Genomic DNA, 21,304 nt, shown 5'->3' on the forward strand with positions numbered 1-21,304 from the left:
AAAAGGCTGGGGTTGAGAATGGGCCAGGGAAAGCTTGGAAGCGTCTCTTCTACAACTGATGCAAGCCCGGGTTGCGCTGCGCTCACCCAGGCTACGGCCGCTACTTTCGGTAACGTCGCACTGAGCAGCATAAACAGACGAAGGCCGGCCCTGATGCGAGCCCGCCTTATCAAAAAAAACACGAACTGCCTGCGCAGAAAAAAATTCATTACTCTGCTCAGACTAAAACGCGGGAAAAGCCACGATTCACCCCTCTGTTTTCCATTCCTCCTCGCGCCGACGCCTGCGAATATGACGCTAATTGATTGCGTGAATTCGGCCCAATGCGCAAGTCAATGATCCAAAAGGCAATTTTTCCTAGATTTTGCGTCATTGCCCGATGTTTTACTGAACCGGGATTTGATTTTTCCTTAAAGAAAAATTGATACTGGGAAATACATTTGGCATAATTTCCTCCTTTGGCAACGCTGCGGCATGTCGATCTGCATTGTGCATTTCAAAAAAGAAATCAAATTGTCGCGTCAATTTTCTGAAATCCTTCGCCTTCTTACTCCCCTCCCATTGTGAACAAACAGTTAATCACTTCGACGCCGTCGGCGGCCTTTTCATTCGCCCGTCTCGCAAGGCCGCTGGCCATACTCTCCGCCGCCGCCGCGTTGTCGGCCTGTTCCGGCCTGCGGCCGGCGCCGCTCGGGGCGGCTGACACGCTCCCGGTGAACCAGGCCGACCGCCAGGCGATGCGCAAGGATGTCGAGCCGATCAGCGGGCCGCTGACGCTGGAAAATGCGATCGCGCGGGCGCTGAAGTACAACCTGGACCGGCGTTCCCGAATGATGGAAGAGGCGCTGGCGCTGAACCAGTTCGATGTGAGCCAGTACGACATGCTGCCGAAGCTCGTGGCGCAGGCCGGCTATGTTACCCGCGACACCGACCGCATCAGCCTGTCGCGCAATGCGGCCACCGGCGACCTGTCGCCGTCGCAGTTCATATCGCAGGAACGCAACCGCGTGGTGGGCGACCTCGGCCTGACCTGGAATTTGCTTGACTTTGGCATGGGCTACTACGGCGCGCGTCAGCAGGCTGACCGCTTCCTGATCGCGTCCGAGAAGCGCCGCCGCGCAATGCACCTGCTGATGCAGGATGTGCGCACCGCGTTCTGGCGCGCCGCCAGCGCCCAGAAGCTGCAGGCCGATGTGGAAAAGACCATTGCCGCCGCCGAGGAAGCGCTCGCCGATGCACGCCGGGCCGAGGAGGAGCGGGTGCGCAATCCGATGGACACTCTGCGCTACCAGCGCCAGCTGCTGGAAAATTTGCGCCTGCTGGAAGCGGTCAGCCAGGAGCTGACCTCGGCCCAGGTGGAACTGGCCGCGCTGATCAACGCGCCCTTCGGCAGCCGCATCGAGGTCGCTGAAATGAAGATGGACGGCGCCGGCGCCGAACTGCTCAAGCTGCCGGTACAGGACATGGAGGAAGTGGCGCTGGCCGAGAATCCCGACCTGCGCGAGCAGCACTACAACGCCCGCATCGCCCGCGAGGAAACCCGCCGCACCATGGTGCGGCTGTTCCCGAATGTCTCGTTCGGCTATAACCTGAAATACGACTCCGATAAATACCTGGTGCACCGCCAGTGGAACGAGGCTGGCCTGCAACTGACGGCCAACCTGATGAACCTGTTCACCGGCCCCGCGCAGATCCGGCTGGCCGAAGCCGGCGTGGCGCTGGCCGACCAGCGCCGCATGGCAACCCAGCTAAGCGTGCTGACCCAGGTCCACCTGGGCCGGCTGCAGCTGATCAATGCCCGCAACCAGTTCGAACGGGCCGACGCCATCTACGGCACCGACCAGAAGATCGCCGCGCTGAGCCGCAACCGCGAGAGCGCCCAGGCACAGAGCAAGCTGGAGCGGGTCAGCAACGATACCGCCGCCATCCTTGGCCTGCTGCGCCGCTACCAGGCGCTGGCCCAGGTGCAGAAGATCGAAAGCCAGCTGCTGGCCAGCCTGGGCCTGGAGCCCACCATCGGCAGCACCAGCGAACTGTCGCTGGCCCAGCTGACCGAGCAGGTTGGCCGCAGTAACGATCCGCTGCAGATGATCCGCGCCGCCGGCGCCCCCAACCCGAAAGCCCAGTGAAAGCAGCCTCATGAAACGCCTGTCGACTTCCTTCGCAACCATGCTGGTCCTCTGCACTTGCCACAGCCTGGCGCAGGCCGAGAATGCCGCGCCGCTGCGCGTGGCCACGGCGCCTGCCGCATACGCGCTCGCTGCCACCGCGCCCGCCATCGAGCGCCAGGAGATCCGGGCGCAACTCATGCCGCGCCGCTATACCACGGTGGCGGCCGAGATCGGCGCCAAGATCAACCGCATTCCGCTGGCCGAGGGCAGTGCCTTCAAGGCCGGCCAGCTGCTGGTCAGCTTTGACTGCTCGCTGCAGCATGCCCAGTTGCAGAAGGCCCAAGCCGAACTGGACGGCGCGGCGCAGACGCTCAAGTCCAACCAGCGCCTGGCCGAGCTCAATTCGGTCGGACAGCTCGACCTGGACCTGTCGCGTTCGGCGGTGAACAAGGCGCGCGCCGAGATTGGCGCCAACCAGGCGGTAATGGCCAAGTGCAGCGTGGCCGCGCCCTTCGCCGGCCGCGTGGCCGAACAGAAAGTACGCGAGCAGCAGTTCGTGCAGGCCGGCCAGCCGCTGCTCGACATCATCGACGACAGCGTGCTGGAACTGGAATTCCTGGTGCCGTCGCGCTGGCTGGGCTGGCTGCGGGTAGGCAGCGCCTTCCAGGTGCAGATCGATGAAACCGGCAAGACCTATCCGGCCAAATTCATCCGCATCGGCGCCCGGGTCGACCCGGTCAGCCAGTCGGTGAAGGTGGCCGCCGCCATCGACGGCCGCTTCCTCGACCTGATGGCCGGCATGAGCGGCCGTGTGCAGGTACGCCAGCCCTGAACCTTGTCGCCGCGGCGCACCGGCCGTCCGGCGCGTAGGGAAAAGACCACGACCCGCCTCCAGGCAGGCATGAACGAAGCGCCAGAAAGACACCATGAAGAACGCGAAGACACCCTCAAAAGAACAACACCTGGCAAACGGCGCTTCCGCCATCAACGGTAAAAAGCTGGTGCGCCGCGGCCCCAGCCCAATGGCGCTGGAGCAGCGCTTCATGTTCGACGGCGCCGCACTGGCGTATGCCACCCAGACCGTAGCCACTGCCGACGCGGCCGCAAGCCATGATGTGGCAGTGGCCGACAGCCATCAGACTGACACCATGGCCACAGCCACTGTCGTTCCGGCCGCGCCAGCCGCGCCGCCGGCGCCGGCACCGGAACTGATGCATGTGGTAAGCACCGCGCAGGAAGCGCCGCCTGCCCTGGCCCAGGCGCAGGCTGACGCCGAGCGCCTGATTGCCAGCTTCCTGCAGCAGCCCGACGCCCGCGCCCAGCTGTTCGAGCTGTTCCATGGCAGCCAGGGCCAGCCGTCGGCGGAATGGCTGCAGGCGGCCGACAGCTTCCTTGCTTCGATTCAAAACGGCGCCGCGCCGGTGCAGGTGGAACTGCGCAGCCATGCCGAGATGCAGGGCGCGATGGCCGCCTTCGCCGCCCATGGCCCGGATGGCCAGCCGGTGATCTACCTCAATGGCGACTGGGCCAGGCAGGTTGCCGCGCCAGAAGCGCTGACCCGCGCGCTGCTGGAAGAATACGGCCATCGTATCGATGCCTCGCTCAATGGCGACGTCGACACCGCCGGCGACGAGGGCGAAGCCTTTGCCCAGCGCGCGCTGGGCGCCACGCCCGATGCCGACCAGGCTGCCCGCATCGCCGCCGAGGACGACCACGACACGCTGCAGATCGACGGCCGCACGGTGGAAGTGGAACAGGCCGCAATCACCTTCTCGGTGGTGTACCAGGGTGTGCCCTCGTCCTGGAGCGAGGAAGCGCAGAACCTGGCACTGTACGCCTCGCCCTTCAATGGCAGCAACTACCGCTTCACCTCGTCCAACCCGTCCGACCTTTACTTCCAGGGCAACAACGTCACCGGTTACCTGTCCTACCAGGACCAGTCGGGCAACCGGCAGCAGATCTATGGCGTGGTGAGCCGCCTGTTCAAGACCGGCAGCACGATTGACGGCTTTTATTTCTACGCGCCCGGCGCCGACGGCCTGATCAATGGCGTCGGCGACTCGGCCTACCTGCTGGCGGTTACGCCATCGAAGTTTGCCGGCAGCACCAGCTATGGCACCAGCAGCGACCCGGTCGACACTGCGTTGAACAGCTTCATCCCGCCCAACAGTGCGCCAGTGGCAGCCAACGACAGCGCCAGCGTGCTGGAAGACGGCAGCGTTAGCGGCAACCTGCTGACCAATGACAGCGATGCCAATGGCGACACCCTGCGGGTTGCGCAGTTTTCGGTATCGAACCAGACCTACACGCTGGCACTGGGCGGCTCCAGCACGGTCACGCTGGCCAGTATCGGCAGCCTGACCGTGGCCAGCAACGGCAGCTACAGCTTTACGCCGGTGGCCAACTATGCCGGCGCGGTGCCGCTGGTGACCTATACCGTCACCGATGGCACGGCCAGCGCCCGCGCCAGCCTGTCGGTCGGCATCGTTGGCGTCAACTACGCGCCGGACGGCACTGACGGGACTATCAGCACCCGCGAAGACACCGCCTATGTGTTCAGCGCCGCCGACTTCGGCTTCACCGACCGCAACGACACGCCGGCCAATGCGCTGGAGGCCGTGAAGATCAGTTCGCTGCCCACGCAAGGCACGCTGCTGTTCAATGACGTGGCCATCACCGCATTACAGGTCAGCAACGGCTATTTCGTCGCGGTGGCCGACATCGGCAAGCTGAGCTTCCGCCCGTTGGCCAACCAGGCCGCCAGCGCCAGCTTCACCTTCCAGGTCAGGGACAATGGCGGCATCGCCAACGGCAGCAGCAATCTGGACCCGGTTGCCAATACGATTACCTTTGCCATTGCCAACGTCAACGAAGCGCCGGTGGCGGTGAGCGATACGGCCACTGCTCGCGAGGCGGGCGGCAGCGCCAACGGCACCGCGGGCGTCGACCCGACCGGCAATGTGCTGACCAACGACACCGACCCCGACACCGGCGACAGCAAGAGCGTTGTGTCGGCCAGCAGCGCCGCCACCCCATTGACCAGCGTCGCGACCAATACCGTGCTCGCCGGCCATTACGGCACACTGACCATCAGCAGCACCGGCGCCTACAGCTATGCGGTCAACAACAGCAATGCCGCCGTTCAGGCGCTGCGCCTTTCCAGCGATACCCTGACCGACACCTTCACCTACGTGATGAAGGACACGGCCGGCCTGACATCGTCGTCGACGCTGGCGGTCACCATTACCGGCGCCAATGACGCGCCGGTAGCAGTGAATGATCTCGGCACCGCCAAGGAAGCCGGCGCCACCTTGGCCTATCCCGGCTCCAATGCTACCGGCAATGTGCTTGGCAACGATACCGATGTCGATGCCGGCGACGCCGCCACGCTGACGCAGATCTTTGCGACCGCCACTGGCGTGAGCACCGGCGGCGGCAGCGTTACTTCCACCACGTTCAGAGTGGCCAGCATCACAGGCATCGAAACTGGCAACGACGTGTTCCGGGGCGGTACGACAACGGGATCAATAGGCAAGGTATCCACCATTACGCCTGACAGCGGCGGCGGCTCGGGCGGCACCATCATCCTCGATACCAGCAACACCATTACCAACGGTGAGACGTTGCAGTTCTCACAAAGCGCCGGCAATAGCGGTAACGTTGTCAGCAATGGCCTTGCCGTCACGACTGCCATTGTTTCCGGTTCCAGCAGCACCGTGCAGCTTTCCAACACGTACGGCACCGTGCTGATCGGCATGACTGTCACCGGCACTGGCAATGCCACCGACCCCACCGTAACTGCAGTCAACCACACCACCAGCGTCGTGACCCTGAGCGCACCGGTCACCCTGTCAGCCAGTACCGCGCTGCGCTTCGTTGCGCTGCCGGGTTCGTCTATTCAGGGCCAGCGCGGTACACTGAATATTACCGCCAACGGCGTCTACACCTACACCATCACCAACAACGACCTGTCGGCCGGCCAGACCTTCGACGAGACCTTCACCTACCAGATGCGCGACACCGCCGGGCTGACCAGCCCAGCGGTACTGACGGTACGCATCGAAGGCACCAGCAACGACAGCGAACCGGATGCCCGGTCCAATACCGACACCGCCACCGAAGCGGGCGGCGTGAGCAATGCATCGGGCGCGGTCAATCCGGCGGGCAATGTGCTGACCGACGATCTCGGCACCAACCTGGTGGTCAGCACCGCCTGGTCGGAGCTCAATCCAGGCTCGGCCAGCGTCACTGGCGGCACCACGTCGGCCAATGGCCTGACGATCACCGGCAACTACGGCAGCCTGAAGCTGGGCGCCGATGGCAGCTATATTTATACGGTGAACAACAGCAATGCCGCAGTGCAGGCCCTGAACACCGGCGCTACGCTGACCGACCTTTTCTTCTACCGCGCCTCGAACAGTTCCGGAACCGATGTCAGCACACTCAAGATCACGGTCAACGGCAGCAACGATGCGCCGGTAGCGGTGGATGATGTGGCCAGCGCAGCCGAGGCTGGCGGCACCACGAATGTCACGCCAGGCTACGATGCGGCAGGCAATGTGCTGGCCAATGACACGGACGTCGACAACATCGCGTCAAGCCGCACGATCACCGCCGTGCGGCTGGGCGGCGTCGAGGGCAGCGGCACGGCCGGCACCGTCGGGAGCGCATTGCAGGGAAGCTACGGCACCCTGACGGTTCAGGCCGCCGGCAGCTACTGCTATGCGGTCGACAACAACAACGCCACGGTCAATGGGCTGGCCGCCGGCGCCACGCTGGTTGAGCAATTCAACTACACCGTCAGCGACGGTAGCGCGAGCGATGTCGCGGTGCTGGCCATCACCATCAACGGCGCCAACGACGCGCCGCTTAACACCGTGCCCGCCAGCCATGTCCAATACGACTACGAGCAGGCGCAGATCAGCGGCCTGTCGGTACATGATGTCGACGGCAACCTCGCTGCCAGCAATACCGTCAGCCTGAGCGTGGGGCAGGGCAGCTTGTCGGTGGTTCTCAGCGGCAGCGCCGTGGCAGGCGGCAGCGGCACCGCGGCCAGCCCGCTGGTGCTGTCGGGCAGCGAAAACGACATCAATGCCACGCTGGCCACGCTGCGCTACCAGCCGGCGGCGAACCACAGCGGGCAGGACACCCTGAAGTTGGTGACCCAGGACAGCCTGGGCCTGTCGGACACCGACTTCACCTCGATCACGGTGCAGCCGGACAACCGGGCACTGACGGTCAATAACCTGCTGGTCAACGAGGGCTCGCCGTATGCGGTGTTCACCGTGGGCGGCCAGGCCGGACAGCTGGTGCGGCTTGCCATTGCCAATGGCAGCGCCACCGGCGGCAGCGACTTTTCGGCCAACCTAGAGTATTACAACGGTTCGGCCTGGGCTGCCTATACGGGCGCCGCGGTTATCATTCCCGGCAGCGTCGGGGCATCCACGCTGCTGGTGCGAGCTGCGATCCTGAACGACCCGACCTATGAAGGCGCGGAAACCTTCACGCTGACGGCCAGCAATGCTGCGGCCGTTGGCGTCACCGGCACCGCCACCATCGTTGATGACGGCATCGGCAATGTCTATCACGACAGCGCCACCGGCGCCATCGACGTGCAGGCCATCGGCGACGACGACAGACCGCTGACAGTCAGCAATGGCGATATCAATGAAGCCTCGCCGTATGCGATATTCCGGGTTGGCGGCGCAAGCGGCCAGATCGTGACCCTGTCGCTGGCCAATGGCAATGCCTCCAATAGCGACCATGGCACCAGCCTGCAGTACTACGACGGCACGAGCTGGCTGGACTACAGCGGGCCGGTCGCCATGCCGGGCGCGGAGATGCTAGTGCGCGTGGCCATCATCCAGGACAGCGTGTATGAAGGCCGCGAAACCTTCAACCTGTCGGCTGCCAATACCGGCGGGCTCCTCGCGCGCGGTGAAGCGGCGATCTACGACAATGGCACCGGCAGCATTTATCTTAGCGATAACACCACCGGCGTGGCCGATACCAGCGGCACCGGCTTTCCGGCTGCGCTCGACGACGACCGGGTGCTTTCGGTGCAGGGCGTGCGGGTCAATGAAGCCTCCGACCATGCTGTCTTCACCGTCAGCGGTACTGCGGGTCAGTTCGTCAGCCTCCATGTCGTCGATGGCAGCGCCAGCATCGCGCAGGGCCAGACGCTGCAGGTCTGGAACGGCGCTGCCTGGGTTGATTACAACAGCGATGTATTGCCGGAAATCAGCGCGGACGGCCACCTGCTGGTGCGCGTCGACATCGTGGCCGAGCAGGATGCGACCTACGAATTCGAAGAAGACTTCCGCCTGCAGGCAACGTTCTCTTCCGCCAACGGCAGCGCGGTGGTGGAAGGCACAGGCATCATTGCCGATGATGGCAGCGGGCTGCGCTTCGGTAATGGTGTTACCGGCGGCGTGCCGCAGCTGATCGCGACCGGCCTGGATGATGACCGCTCGCTCGCGATATCGGATGTGACAGTCAGCGAAGCCTCGCCTTATGCGCTGTTCACCGTCAGCGGCACGCCGGACCAGGTGCTGAATCTGGCACTGCAGGCAACGGGCAGCGGCACAGGTTTCGCCACGCCGGGCACGGATACCGGCACGGCGCTGCAGTACTGGACCGGTTTGGGCTGGGCCAGCTACAGCAGCAGTGCGACCATGACAGGCGGCAGCCTGATGGTGCGGGTGGCGATCAACCAGGACAGCGTCTATGAAGGACCGGAGACCTTCCGCCTAGTAGCCACCAACAGCAGCGGCAAGATCACCACTGGCGGCACCGGCACGATACGTGACGATGGCGGCAGCACGACGGTCTTTGGTCCCAGTGACACCACGCCGCAAATCGGCTTGGCCGATGATGACCGCGCACTCGCTATCTCCGATGTGACGGTCAGCGAAGCATCGCCCTATGCGGTGTTCACCGTCAGCGGCACGGCGGGTCAGGTGCTGAACCTGTCCTTGCAGGCAAGCGGCAACGGCAATGGCTTCGCCACGCTGGGCGCGGATACCGGCGCGGCGCTGCAGTACTGGACCGGCTCGGCCTGGGCTGACTACAGCGGCAGCGTGACCATGTCGGGCAGCAGCCTTCTGGTGCGGGTGGCCGTGACGCAGGACAGCATCTATGAAGGTCCCGAGACTTTCCGCCTGCTGGCAAGCAACGGCAGCGGCAAGACTTCCACCGGCGGCACCGGTACCATCCGTGATGACGGTGGCAGCAATATTGTCTTCAACGAGACCGACACCACGCCGCAAACCGGTACGTTGGACGACGACCGCGCATTGGCAATTGCCGATGTGACGGTCAGCGAAGCCTCGCCTTATGCGGTATTTACCGTCAGCGGCACGCCTGGCCAGGTGCTGGACCTGGCTTTGCAGGCAACCGGCAGCGGTACGGGCTTTGTCACGCTTGGGACTGACACCGGCACAGTGATCCAGTATTTTGATGGTTCGGCCTGGGCCGGCTACAGCGGCAGCGTGACCATGTCGGGCACCAGCCTGCTGGTGCGTGTCGCTGTGACGCAGGACAGCGTTTATGAAGGCGCGGAATCCTTCCGTTTGCTCGCCACCAACAGCAGCAGCAAGACTTCCACCGGCGGCGCAGGCTTGATCCGCGACGATGGCGGCAGCATTACCGTATTTAACGAAACCGACACTACGCCGCAAACCGGCTCGTCCGACGACGACCGGGCGCTGGCGATTTCCGATGTGACGGTTAGCGAAGCCTCGTCCTATGCGATGTTCACCGTCAACGGCACACCGGGGCAGGTGCTGAACCTGGCATTGCAGACAACGGGCGGCGGCACGGGTTTCGCCACGCTTGGTACCGACACCGGCACTGCGCTGCAATACTTCAATGGCAGCGCATGGGCCAGCTACAGTGGCAACGTCACCATGACAGGCACAAGCCTGCTGGTGCGGGTCGCTATCACCCAAGACAGTGTCTACGAGGGTCCGGAGACGTTCCGCCTGCTCGCCACCAATAGCAGCGGCAAGACGTCCACTGGCGGCACCGGCACCATCCGTGATGACGGTGCAAGCAATATCGTTTTCAACAAAACCGACACCACGCCGCAGACTGGTGCGGTGGATGATGACCGCTTGCTGCTTGTTTCGGAGGTGACGGTCAGCGAAGCCTCGCCTTATATCGTTTTCACCGTCAGCGGTACGCCCGGTCAAACCCTGGCGCTGTCACTGCAGGCAAATGGCACCGGCGCCGGCTTTGCCACGCCGGGCACCGATACCGGTTCGACCCTGCAATATTTCAACGGCAACGCCTGGGTGAGTTATGGCAGCAGCGTGACGATGTCGGGCAGCAGCCTGCTGGTACGCACTGCCATCCAGCAGGACGGCGTGTATGAAGGCGCCGAGACCTTCCGCCTGCTGGCGACGAATACCAGCGGCGTGGTGTCATTCGGCGGTACTGGCACCATACGCGATGACGGTGGCAGCAGCATGGTCTTCAACGAGACCGATACCACGCCGAAAAGCGGTATCGCCGACGACGACCGCACGCTGGCCATTTCCGATATCACCGTCAGCGAAGCATCGCCCTATGCGGTGTTTACCGTCAGCGGCACGGCTGGACAAGTGCTGAACCTGGCCTTGCAGGCGACCGGCAGCGGCACTGGCTTCGCGACGATCGGCACGGATACCGGTACGGCACTGCAGTACTGGACCGGCTCCACTTGGGCCGACGACAGCGGCAGCGTCACCATGTCGGGCAACAGCCTGCTGGTGCGGGTCGCTGTCACGCAGGACAGCGTCTATGAGGGATCTGAAACCTTCCGCCTGATGGCAAGCAACAGCAGCGGCAAAGCCTCCAGCGGTGGCACGGGCGCGATACGCGATGGCGGCGGCAGCAGCACGGTCTTTAACGAAACCGACACGACGCCGCAAACCGGTATCGCCGATGACGACCGGGCCCTGGCGGTTTCCGATGTGACAGTCAGCGAAGCCTCGCCTTATGCGGTGTTTACTGTCAGCGGCACTGCAGGTCAGGTGCTGAACCTGTCCTTGCAGGCAACCGGCAGCGGAACGGGCTTTGCCACGCCAGGCACCGATACCGGCACGGCGCTGCAGTACTTCAATGGTTCCACCTGGGCCGACTACATCGGCAGCGTCACCATGACGGGCAGCAGCCTGCTGGTGCGTCTGGCTGTCAGGCAGGACAGCGTTCATGAAGGTCCGGAGACCTTCCACCTGCTGGCCACCAGCAGCAGCGGCAACGCCTCCACCGGCGGCACCGGGACCATCCGTGACGACGGCGCAAGCAATATCGTCTTCGGCGATACCGACACCACCCCGGAGGAAGGCGGGTTTGACGATGACCGCCTGCTTACCGTCTCAAACCTGGCCATCAGCGAAGCCTCGCCCTTTGCGGCGTTCACCGTGACCGGCGCGGCCGGGCAGAAGCTCGCCCTGGCGCTGGAATCCGGCACAGCCGCTGTCGGCATCGACACCGGCACGGCACTGCAGTATCTCGACGGCGTCACCTGGCGCGATTACACGCCGGGCAGCCTGGTGGCCATTGCGCAGGGCGGCAACACATTGCTGGTGCGCGTGGCGATCGTCAATGACAGCCTGTTCGAGGGCAGCGAGTCGTTCCGCCTGATTGCGACAAACCGCAATGGCGAGGCCGGCGTCGGCACCGCCACGCTGAGGGACGATGGCAGCAGCCGTGAGGTCTACCTCGAATCCAATACCAATGGCCGGCCTACCACCGGCGAAGCCGACGATGACCAAGCCAGGCCGCAGGCAGTCGCCCAGCCGGTGGCGCCAGCGCCTGCCGCGCCGGCGCCATTGCCGGCGCCGCAAGCACCCGCTCCGCAACAGGCTGCGCCATTCAACTCGACCCTCGTGCTGACGGAAGCGGCCCGCGCGCCCGATGCGCTGCGCAGCGAGCCGGTTGGCGACCTCATCACCAGCAGCGCCGGCTTCCAGATCGCGGTGGTGGAGGGCGACGCGGCGCAGCTGTCCACTTACCGTTCCGTGGCCGACCAGTTCGTGGAAGGCAACCGCAGCGTCACCTTCACGCTGCCCTACGATGCCTTCGTGCATACCCGCGCCGAAGCCACCGTGGTGCTGGCCGCGACGCTGACCGACGGCCAGTCGCTGCCGGCCTGGATACGCTTCGACGCCCGCACCGGCAGCTTCAGCCTCAACCCGCCGCCGGACTTCTCCGGCGAGATGGAAGTCAAGGTCATCGCCCGCGACAGTGAAGGCCGGGAAGCTGCCACCGTATTCCGCCTGTTCATTGGCGAGGACAAGGGCAAGCTGCCAGCGCGCAGCAGCCTGTCCGAGCAGCTACGCCTGGCTGGCAAGCGCAGCTCGCCGTTTGCCGCGCTGGTGCGTGGCCAGGAGCCGCAGGGCCAGCGGCAGCAAATGGGCAGACTGGGGAGCAAGGCCTGATGTCACACCGCGAAATCGGCATGCCGGCAATCGATGAAGCCCTGCTGGGCCTGCTGGACATGGCGCGCCGGCTGCGCGCTGCGCAAAGCCTGCGCGAGCTGGAATTCATGCTGGTCAACGACAGCCGCAGTCTGCTGCCTTACCGCCAAGCCGCGCTGTGGCTGGCGCCGCACGGCCTGCGCGCGCTGTCCGGCATCGTACAGATCGAGGCCAATGCGCCTTATGCGCAATGGGTGGAGCAGGTCTGCCGGCATCTGGTCGCCAATGGCCACGCCGATGCGCAGGCATTCACCGCGGCCGACCTGCCGCCGGCGCTGGCTGCGCAGTGGTCCGACTGGTGGCCTGCCCGCGCGCTGTGGCTGCCCCTGCCGGGCCGCACCGGGCCTGCGGCCAGCGACGCGCCCGCGGACGCCGGCCTGCTGCTGGCGCGCGACGACGCCTGGACCACGGCCGAACATGCGCTGCTGCGCGAATGGGGCGACGTGGCGGCCCATGCGCTGCATGCGCTGCATCAGCCCCGTGCTGGCTCCCTGAGCGCGCTGCGCAAACGCGTCCATGGGCTGTATGCGCCGCGCGCCGGCCGCGCCTGGTGGCGCCAGCCGGCGCTGCTCTGGTGCCTGCTGGCTGCGGGCGTGCTGCTGTTCCCGGTACGGATGACGGTGCTGGCGCCGGGCGAACTTACGCCAGCTAATCCGGTGACGATACGCGCGCCGCTGGATGGCGTAGTGGATGTGTTCCATGTGCAGCCCAACCAGCTGGTGAAAAAGGACCAGCCGCTGTTTGGCTTCGACGAAGCCCTAATCCAGAGCCGTGCCGACGTCGCGGCCCAGGCGCTGGCCACCGCCGATGCAGAATACCGGCAGGCTTCGCAGCAGGCGCTGGTGGACAGCAAGTCGCGCCAGCAGCTGGCCACCCTGGCCGGCAAGATCGAGGAAAAGCGCGCCGAAGTCGCCTTCTTGCGCGAGCAGCTCGGCCGGGCCCGGGTGCTGGCGCCGCGCGATGGCGTGGTGATGTTCGATGACCCTTCCGAATGGATAGGCCGCCCGGTCACGGTGGGCGAGCGCATCATGCGCCTTGCCGCGCCGGCCGACAGCGAGGTGGAAGCCTGGCTGCCGCTGGCCGACGCGATCGCGCTGCCGGCGCAGGCCGGGGTCGATTTGTACCTGAGCGCCAGCCCGCTGGCGCCGGTGGCGGCGAAGCTGCGCTACTTCGCGCACGATGCGGTGCAGCGCCCTGACGGCAGCTATGCCTACCGCATCCGCGCCGCGCTGGACGCGCCGACGCAGCACCGGGTCGGCATGAAGGGCACGGCCAAGCTGCACGGCGAGCGGGTGCCGCTGGCCTTCTGGGTACTGCGCCGGCCGCTGGCGGCGCTGCGCGCGGCGATCGGCTTCTGATCCATGAACCTTCCCGATCTGCGCGAGGAACTGGCGCTATTGCCCGGTCCGGCGCTGGCCGACGGCCAGCCGACCTGGACCCTGCACGACCCGGCGCGCAACCTGTTCTTCCGCATCGACTGGCCGAGCTTTGAGGTGCTGCAGCGCTGGTACATGCAGGATGCGGCGCTGATTGCTGACGACATCAGCGCTTCTACCACGCTGCAGCTCGATGCCGCCGACGTGGAAGCGGTGGTGCGCTTCTTCGGCAACAACCTGCTGACCCAGCCGGGCGGCGCCGGCAGCGCCCGCCAGCTGGCCGACCGGCTGGCGCAGACCACCGGCGGGCCGCTGAAATGGCTGCTGCATCATTACTTGTTCTTCCGCATTCCGCTGCTGCGGCCGGACGCCTGGCTGAGCCGCTGGCAGGGCGTGGCCGGCCTGTTCTACACGCCCGGCTTCCTGCTGATGACGCTGGCCGCGTTGCTGCTGGGCCTGGCACAGGTGGCCCGGCGCTGGGACATGTTTGCTACTACACTGGTCGACACCTTCAACTGGGACGGCCTGGTGGCCTATGGCGCGGCGCTGTTCGCGGTCAAGCTGCTGCACGAGCTGGGCCATGCCTTTACCGCCAAGCGCTATGGCTGCCGGGTGCCCACCATGGGCCTGGCTTTCCTGGTGATGTGGCCGGTGGCCTATACCGACACCAACGAGACCTGGCGCCTGACCGACCGCATGCAGCGGCTGCATGTGGCCTGCGCCGGCATTGTCACCGAACTGATAGTGGCGGCCTGGGCCACCCTGGCCTGGACCCTGCTGCCCGACGGCGCCGCCCGTTCCGCCGCCTTCGTGCTGGCCACCACGTCCTGGATTGCCACCCTGGCCATCAATGCCAGCCCCTTCATGCGCTTCGACGGTTATTTCGTCCTGTCCGACGGGCTGGACCTGCCCAACCTGCATGAGCGCAGCTTTGCGCTGGCGCGCTGGAAGCTGCGGGAATGGCTGTTCGGCCTGGGCGAGGACGCGCCCGAGCAGTTCGGCGCGGCGCGCCAGTGTTGGCTGATCGCGTTCGCCTGGCTGACCTGGTGCTACCGCCTGGTGCTGTGTCTGGGCATTGCGGTGCTGGTCTACCATTTTTCCGTAAAGGTCATAGGCATCATGCTGTTCATCGTTGAAATGCTGTGGTTCGTGCTCGGGCCGATCCAGCGCGAACTGTCCGCCTGGCGCAAGCGCTGGCCGCTGATCCGGCGCAGCCGCCGCGCCCGCGCCAGCGCCGCCGTGCTGCTGGCCCTGCTGGCAGCAACGGCCATGCCCTGGCCCGGCAGGATTGGCACCTCGGCCATGCTGCGGCCGGCCGAGTCCTGGCCGGTGTTTGCGCCCGCCGGGGCCCGCATTGACGGCCTGCCGCATGCGCAGGGCGCGCTGATCGACAAGGGCACGGCGCTGCTGCAGCTGCATGTGCCCGACCTGCTGATGAAGCGCGAGGCGCTGCTGTCGCGTGTGGAACGGCTGCGCTGGCAGGCGGCGGCATCGGGCCTGTCGGCCGACACCCGCAATCAGCTGCTGTCGAACGAGGAGGCGCTGTCGACTGCCCGGGCGGAACTGGCCGGCATCGACCTGGAGCTGCTGCACTATGCGCCGCGCGCGCCGTATGCCGGCCGGCTGCATTATCTCGACCCCGACCTGCGGCCGGGCGACTGGGTCGGGCAGAAGGAAAGGCTGGCGCTGCTGGTGAAGGAGGGCAGTGCCTGGCAGGTGGAAACCTGGGTCGGCGAAGACCAGATCCAGCGCGTGGCGCCGGGCGACGCCGCCACCTTCGTCAACGATGCCGGACAGGGGCCGGTGCTGCACCTGAAGGTCGCCGCGGTGGACCGCGATGCCTCGCGCACCCTGCCCCGCCCGGAGCTGGCCGCGCACCTGGGCGGCCATGTGCTGACCCGCGAGAAGGCCGGCCAGCTGGTGCCGGAGCGGGCTGTCTACCGGGTGCTGCTGGACGTCGCGTCCGAGGATGCCGGTACCACGCTGGCGGGGTTGTCGGCGCATTCCTGGCGCGGCCGGCTCACGCTGCGCACCCGCGGCGAGGCGCCGGCGGGTCACTACGCCAGGCAGGCAATGGCGGCGCTGCTGGGCGAGTCGGGTTTCTGAGCGCGCCGCCGGCGGTTACACTGCGCATTGGGCCTGCCGCCCGCCGTCAGTCGCGGCGGCGGGCCGGACAACGATAACAATGCTTGACGGAGCCGACACCCCATGAACGACAGAATCACGCTGAGCATCGAGGATGGCATTGCCACCTTGCTCCTGAACCGCCCGGCCAAGCTCAATGCGCTGGACCCGGCCATGTTTGCCGCCCTGCTTGAAGCAGGCGAGACCCTGGCTGGCGACGCATCGCTGCGCGCGGTGGTCATCGCCGGCGAAGGCCGTGCCTTTTGCGCCGGCCTGGACATGCAGTCCTTCCAGCGCATGGGGGACAGCCAGGCAGGCGGCGTGCTGGACCAGCCGCTGACCACCCGCACGCACGGCATCTCGAATGCACCGCAGCGGATTGCCACCGTATGGCGCGACGTGCCGGTGCCGGTGATCGCAGCGGTGCATGGCGCGGCCTTCGGCGGCGGCCTGCAGCTGGCGCTGGGCGCGGACATCCGCATCGTCGCGCCCGATGCGAAGATGTCGGTGATGGAAATCAAGTGGGGCTTGGTGCCGGACATGGCTGGGATCGTGCTCATGCGCGAACTGGCGCGGCCTGACGTTGTGCGCGAACTGACCTATACCGGCCGCCAGTTCACCGGCCAGGAAGCGCTGCAGATGGGCTTTGCGACCCAGCTCAGCCCTGATCCGCGCGAGGAAGCGCTGGCGTTGGCCCGCATGATTGCCCGCCAGAGCCCGGACGCAATCCGCGCCGCTAAGCGCCTGCTCAGCCTGCCCACGCATGACCCGGCCGCGGTGCTGTTGGCCGAGTCGGTCGAGCAGCAGAAGCTGATCGGCAGCCCGAATCAGGTAGAGGCGGTCAGGGCCAACCTGGAAAACCGGTTGCCGGAGTTTCGCTAGCGGCGTGCGTGGCGCAAGGCTTTCACGCAATGTGCCAAGCACAAAGCACAAAGCACAAAGCACAAAGCAGCTTTGTCGGTTTGGGGAAATCCGGTTTTCTGCTTTCGCACAGCGCAATACCCTGGAGGTGCATTGCGACGGGCCGTTGATTGAGGCGCGGGACCGCAAAGATTCATCGTATAGCACCGGTGATGCAATGCCCGAAGCGGATAAGGTGCGGCGTTTGTCGTAGAGTGGAATCCCCGAAGGGGCATTCCACCGATGGTGAGCCACGGAAGTCGACCGATGAGACCATCCCGGTTTGCGAACGCGGTGCATTGCCCTTCGAGTATTGCACCCTACGAAAGCGGTTGTGGTTGCATTCGGAGCCCGCGTAGCGACAGTTGCCGTTGCCGTTGCTTTTGACGTGGCCGTGAAATCCCCGTTGGGGGCGCCATGACGGCGATGGCTGAAGCGGATAAGGTGCGGCGTCTGTCTGAGCGAAGCGCAGCGTAGCGAGTTTAGCCGCGCTCCGCTTCAGGCGCCGACGGCACGGGGACCCGCGCAGCGGGGCGAGATCACCGGATCGCCTTTTCTTGCCTACTTCTTTTAGCGAAGCAAAAGAAGTAGGTGCCTGCCGGGGCGAACACCCGGCCTGGTCATGACGACAGTGCAGTGGCGTTGTTTCACCCGGCGTAAAGACGTCACTGCGAAGCAGCAGTTGCTTTGAAGTTTGCAGTTCGCATCGTAACGACCAACATCAACTGCAACGACGAAAGTGCTGCCCGTGCCTTGCCGGGTGACGCAAGGCGGTTGCACTGCCGTGGAGGCAGGCCGGGAGTCCGTCCCGGCGGCCGGGTTACTTTTTTGCTCCGCCAAAAAGTAACCAAAAAAGGCGGCCCCGATGTTCGCGCCCCGCTGCGTGGGGTTCCCGTGTCAGCGGTACCCAGAGCGGGTCGCGGCTAAACTCGCTACGCTGCGCTCAAACAGACGCCGCACCTTTCCCGCTCCGGGTACCGCTGACACGGCGCGCTCAACGGGATTTCACTGCAACGGCAACGCGACTTCAAAAGCAGCGGCAACTGTCGCTGCGCGAACTGCAACTGCCACCGTACCCTCGCCTGCGCTATCGAAAACACGGCCCAGGGACACCCCCCAGCGTCCCACGCAATGCGGCCCCACCATAAACCCAGCCTGCCCGAATATCCTCCGGTTCAGCTAGCCGAGGCGTCAACCCGATCCAGGATGTCCATCGCCTGCGCATGCCTGGCTTCATTCTCGACTGCCACCATCAGCTTGATGATCGCGCCCTGCCGCACGGTGCGAAAGCTCTCGCCATAGTCGCCACTATCGCCAATGCCCGAGTGGTCGGAGCGGTCACTGCGGTCGCCGACGGTGAAGTTGCCCTGCACCGGTCCGGCCTCGCTGTTCATGGCTTCGAGCTGCACCTGGTCGGCGCTGTAACCGGCGGCCAGCAGGGCGTCACGTGCAAGTTCGGCATGGGGAAGGGTGTCATACATGCGCAATACAAAGTCGTTCATCTGATGCTCCATGGCGTTGCCTGTCGATCCCGTTGTGACTGGGGAGGCGCATGAAAGTGCCGACGCGGCGTGGGAAAACCGCAGCCGGCTTGTCGGAACGCATCGTTGCGGGCGATTACCCGAAGCAAGCAGCTTTTTCAGTTCATGCGCAGCGGCCTAGTCTGGCGGTCGATATTGGCCCGCCTTTCGCTGAGGAACCGTCTTGAGGCATGGAATTTCATTTTTCCCTCGGCCGCCCGGCCCGCCGCCTGCGGCGCGATCCGGGTGAAGGTTGCCATCACGGTGCGCCGGTCGTCGTCGAAGTCGCCATGGTGGCGGGCGCCGGATGCGTCCGGATCGCCTTCGGCCTCGTCATTGGGCGCAATGATCAGCTCGGCATTCGTGCCCTTGAACAGCGCCTCCGTCTCGCTGTCGTGCGCGATTGACTTCTGCAGTCCCAAGAGCGGCACGCCATCGCGAAAGCCCGGAATGCGCGGCTTGTCCTCGAAGGCATTGGACACCAGGTAGAGCAGGGACTTGTTGTAAATGCGGGCGCAGTTGTCGTCCTGCTCGGCCTCGTCCGACAGCACGAAACACGTGAAGCGCTCCAGCCTGCCGTGCTGGATGGCGGGCAGATAGGTCGCCTTGAACAGCTCGATGGTGCAGGCCGGCGCCCACAGGGTGCACGAGGATACCGTCAGCCCAAAGCCGGTGTCGCCCTGCAAGGGTCCGCTGGCGATCGTGCCCTTGGTGGTCAACAGCTGCATCAGCGGCGCATGGAAGATCGCGCCCGCGCTGTGGCCAACCACATGGATCTCCAGCGCCGGGTAGGCCCGCTTCAGCTCGGCCACATGCTGGGCGATCAGGCGCGCGCCGCCATCGGGGGCGCTGGCCAGCTCGGCGTTTTCCTTCATCTCGTCCCATGCGGCCTTGCCAGTCAGCTTGCGGGCAATCGGCTCGAGCGCATCGTCCAGGCGGTCCAGCATGAAGTCTTTGGCAGAGTCCAGAAAGCCTTCCGGGCGGCGGCGCCGGATCGCATCCTGCAGGATGTTGGTGATGGTGGTCCAGTAGTCGCTGTTCCAGATGAAGGCCAGCGGATACACGCCCGCTGCCAGCAGGTCGGGCCGGTATTCCGCCACTCGCTGCACCGCCGATTCCTCATCGGTCAGTCCGCCGTGGGCATACAGCAAAAGGCGCAGCGGTCTGGGCGGCTTGCCGCTGTCGGGTATCTGCATCAGGCGCGGAAAGTCCGACTGGAAGATCTGCGCGATCTCGGCCGGCGTCGAGCCGTAATTGCCGCCGGCCTTGAGCCTGCCGTCATTCTCGATGCTGACGATATGCGGCCGTAGTTCGACATAGGAATAGGTATTGGACTTGGCCGCGGCCTCGGAATGGCTGGTGGCGACCGACTGCTCCCGCAGCAGCCTGATCGGCGCGCCAAGGCGCGCTACCCAGACATCGGTCGCGTTTTCCAGCCAGTCGTCGTAGCTGATGCGCCCCAGGCCGCCACGGCCCCAACGCTTGCCCCAGGAATTCTGTATCCAGAAACCATAATCGTCATAGGCGACGATGGCAAAGGCATGGCCGCCGGTGACTTGGTTTGAATAGCCGATGACGCCATCCTTTTTCACCGCATCCCAGCCGGCATGCACGGTCGCCGTCGCATACAGAACGCCGACTTCGGCGATCGCGGTGTGCATCGCGATCAGGTCCTTGTGATTGACGCGGAAGTAGGCGCCCAGTGGCCTCAGGTTGGCGTCGCTGGCCCGGGCCGCGTTCAGGCCCTGCGGCTCTTCCGGCCCGAGCTTGTATTTCCATTCTTCTTCGGTGCAGATGCCATGCTTGTGCCAACCCTTCATGGCGCCGCGCGCGCTTGAACCGGAATAGCTTTCGCCGGGCCATTCGTCATAGCGCCTGGCCAGTTCGTAGAACATCCGCGGACTCGCCCGCACGGCTTCCGGCACCACCCTGCGCCGACGTAGCAGGTAATTGGCCACCGTGGCCAAGCCAAAGCCAGTGCAGGCGCCTTCGCTGCCCTGGTCGAGCACGGGCACCTTGTAGTGCAGGTAGTCTTCGACAGCTATCCTGACCGGAACCTCGATCAGCGTCGGAACAAACATCTGGTCGCGGAAATCCAGGGTGTCGCGGCGGGCGTCGAGGATGCGCTTTGCGGGTTCATTCTTCTTGACCATGGTGATGCCCTGCGTGCAAATGGGGGAGTGGGCCGGTGTGGCATCGCATGCCGGTCTGAAGCGTTTCAATGTGGCGCTTCAATGCGGCAAACGTAAGGGTTAAGTTAACGCCCAAGCCGGGCGCTTCCTTGAGCAATCGCAAGATTGCAGGAATGAAGGAATGAGAAACGGGGCAGTGAAGGCGTTGTCACAAAGCCAGGCTGCCGCCGTTGCGATCAAGGCGGTCCGTTCCGCGGATGGCTGCAGGACAGAAGGACAAGGGACCTCCCGCGCTGCGATCGCGTCGTATGACTGAGGCAGGGGGCAGGCTAGCTGGCGGGCCCTAACCCCGCCATGCTGCGCCCCGTTTTGATCAGGACTTGTCGCGCTGGTCCTGCGGGTCGGCAGCCGTCTTTTCCTGGCTCTGCGCCGCGCTGGCGCCGCCATGGTCGCCGGCGCCGGGGGCTTGCCCGAGGCCTGCGCCGCCGACGTCGTCCAGCGGCTTGCCGGAGGAAATGGCGGTACTGACCCGTGCCGGCGCGCCTTCATCGGTATCGGGCTGTTCGGTCCGGTCGGCTTGCGCGGGCTGGTCGCTGTCGTTCCGGGAAAGGTCCTTGGGGTCAGCCATGTCCTTCGGGTCAATGGTCCCTGGGTTGCGATTGGTCATATGCGCTTCCT

At 65.2% G+C, this 21,304-nt stretch carries 9 protein-coding genes; 6 read left to right on the top strand and 3 right to left on the bottom strand.

All coding sequences use genetic code 11. From position 1 onward, the window contains the following. The first annotated feature begins 563 nt into the window (after positions 1–563). The 6 genes from KTQ42_RS21430 to KTQ42_RS21455 all read left to right on the top strand — a co-directional run bounded on the left by KTQ42_RS21430 (position 564) and on the right by KTQ42_RS21455 (position 16,956). Complete coding sequence (locus KTQ42_RS21430; protein WP_349292179.1) at positions 564–2,129, top strand: TolC family protein; 1,566 nt, start codon at positions 564–566, stop codon at positions 2,127–2,129. A gap of 10 nt (positions 2,130–2,139) precedes the next feature. After that, complete coding sequence (locus tag KTQ42_RS21435) at positions 2,140–2,943, top strand: efflux RND transporter periplasmic adaptor subunit (RefSeq protein ID WP_249223030.1); 804 nt, start codon at positions 2,140–2,142, stop codon at positions 2,941–2,943. Positions 2,944–3,037: 94 nt separating this feature from the next. After that, the gene (locus KTQ42_RS21440) at positions 3,038–12,535 is read left to right on the top strand and encodes a VCBS domain-containing protein (protein ID WP_217347614.1); all 9,498 of its coding nucleotides are present in this window, start codon (positions 3,038–3,040) and stop codon (positions 12,533–12,535) included. Further along, on the top strand, positions 12,535–13,932 hold the full coding sequence (locus tag KTQ42_RS21445) for an HlyD family efflux transporter periplasmic adaptor subunit (protein WP_249223031.1): 1,398 nt from the start codon (positions 12,535–12,537) through the stop codon (positions 13,930–13,932). The genes KTQ42_RS21440 and KTQ42_RS21445 overlap by 1 nt, the downstream gene beginning before the upstream one ends. 3 nt (positions 13,933–13,935) lie before the next feature. After that, positions 13,936–16,056 (top strand): HlyD family efflux transporter periplasmic adaptor subunit, encoded by a 2,121-nt coding sequence (locus KTQ42_RS21450; RefSeq protein ID WP_217347615.1) that lies wholly within the window; start codon positions 13,936–13,938, stop codon positions 16,054–16,056. Between the two features lie 102 nt (positions 16,057–16,158). After that, positions 16,159–16,956 carry a crotonase/enoyl-CoA hydratase family protein gene (locus tag KTQ42_RS21455; RefSeq protein WP_217347616.1) on the top strand — a complete coding sequence of 266 codons (798 nt, stop codon included), beginning with the start codon at positions 16,159–16,161 and terminating at the stop codon, positions 16,954–16,956. Between the two features lie 1,193 nt (positions 16,957–18,149). Here the strand turns inward: KTQ42_RS21455 and KTQ42_RS21460 are convergent. The 3 genes from KTQ42_RS21460 to KTQ42_RS21470 form a co-directional block, all read right to left on the bottom strand. Further along, positions 18,150–18,476, bottom strand: coding sequence for a hypothetical protein (locus KTQ42_RS21460; RefSeq protein ID WP_217347617.1), 327 nt, complete (start codon positions 18,474–18,476; stop codon positions 18,150–18,152). Between the two features lie 137 nt (positions 18,477–18,613). Next, a complete protein-coding gene (locus tag KTQ42_RS21465; RefSeq protein ID WP_217347618.1) occupies positions 18,614–20,647 on the bottom strand; it encodes a C1 family peptidase in 2,034 nt (677 codons plus the stop codon). A 352-nt stretch (positions 20,648–20,999) separates the two neighbouring features. Beyond that, the gene (locus KTQ42_RS21470) at positions 21,000–21,293 is read right to left on the bottom strand and encodes a hypothetical protein (protein WP_217347619.1); all 294 of its coding nucleotides are present in this window, start codon (positions 21,291–21,293) and stop codon (positions 21,000–21,002) included. Between the last annotated feature and the right edge of the window lie 11 nt (positions 21,294–21,304).

Source organism: Noviherbaspirillum sp. L7-7A (assembly GCF_019052805.1).
GTDB lineage: Bacteria > Pseudomonadota > Gammaproteobacteria > Burkholderiales > Burkholderiaceae_D > Noviherbaspirillum_A.

Excerpts from the sequence above, each read along its gene's own strand:
- KTQ42_RS21465 (WP_217347618.1), bottom strand. The coding sequence starts at position 20,647 with ATGGTCAAGAAGAATGAACCCGCAAAGCGCATCCTCGACGCCCGCCGC.
- KTQ42_RS21455 (WP_217347616.1), top strand. The coding sequence starts at position 16,159 with ATGAACGACAGAATCACGCTGAGCATCGAGGATGGCATTGCCACCTTG.
- KTQ42_RS21440 (WP_217347614.1), top strand. The coding sequence starts at position 3,038 with ATGAAGAACGCGAAGACACCCTCAAAAGAACAACACCTGGCAAACGGC.
- KTQ42_RS21450 (WP_217347615.1), top strand. The coding sequence starts at position 13,936 with ATGAACCTTCCCGATCTGCGCGAGGAACTGGCGCTATTGCCCGGTCCG.
- KTQ42_RS21460 (WP_217347617.1), bottom strand. The coding sequence starts at position 18,476 with ATGAACGACTTTGTATTGCGCATGTATGACACCCTTCCCCATGCCGAA.
- KTQ42_RS21470 (WP_217347619.1), bottom strand. The coding sequence starts at position 21,293 with ATGACCAATCGCAACCCAGGGACCATTGACCCGAAGGACATGGCTGAC.
- KTQ42_RS21435 (WP_249223030.1), top strand. The coding sequence starts at position 2,140 with ATGAAACGCCTGTCGACTTCCTTCGCAACCATGCTGGTCCTCTGCACT.
- KTQ42_RS21445 (WP_249223031.1), top strand. The coding sequence starts at position 12,535 with ATGTCACACCGCGAAATCGGCATGCCGGCAATCGATGAAGCCCTGCTG.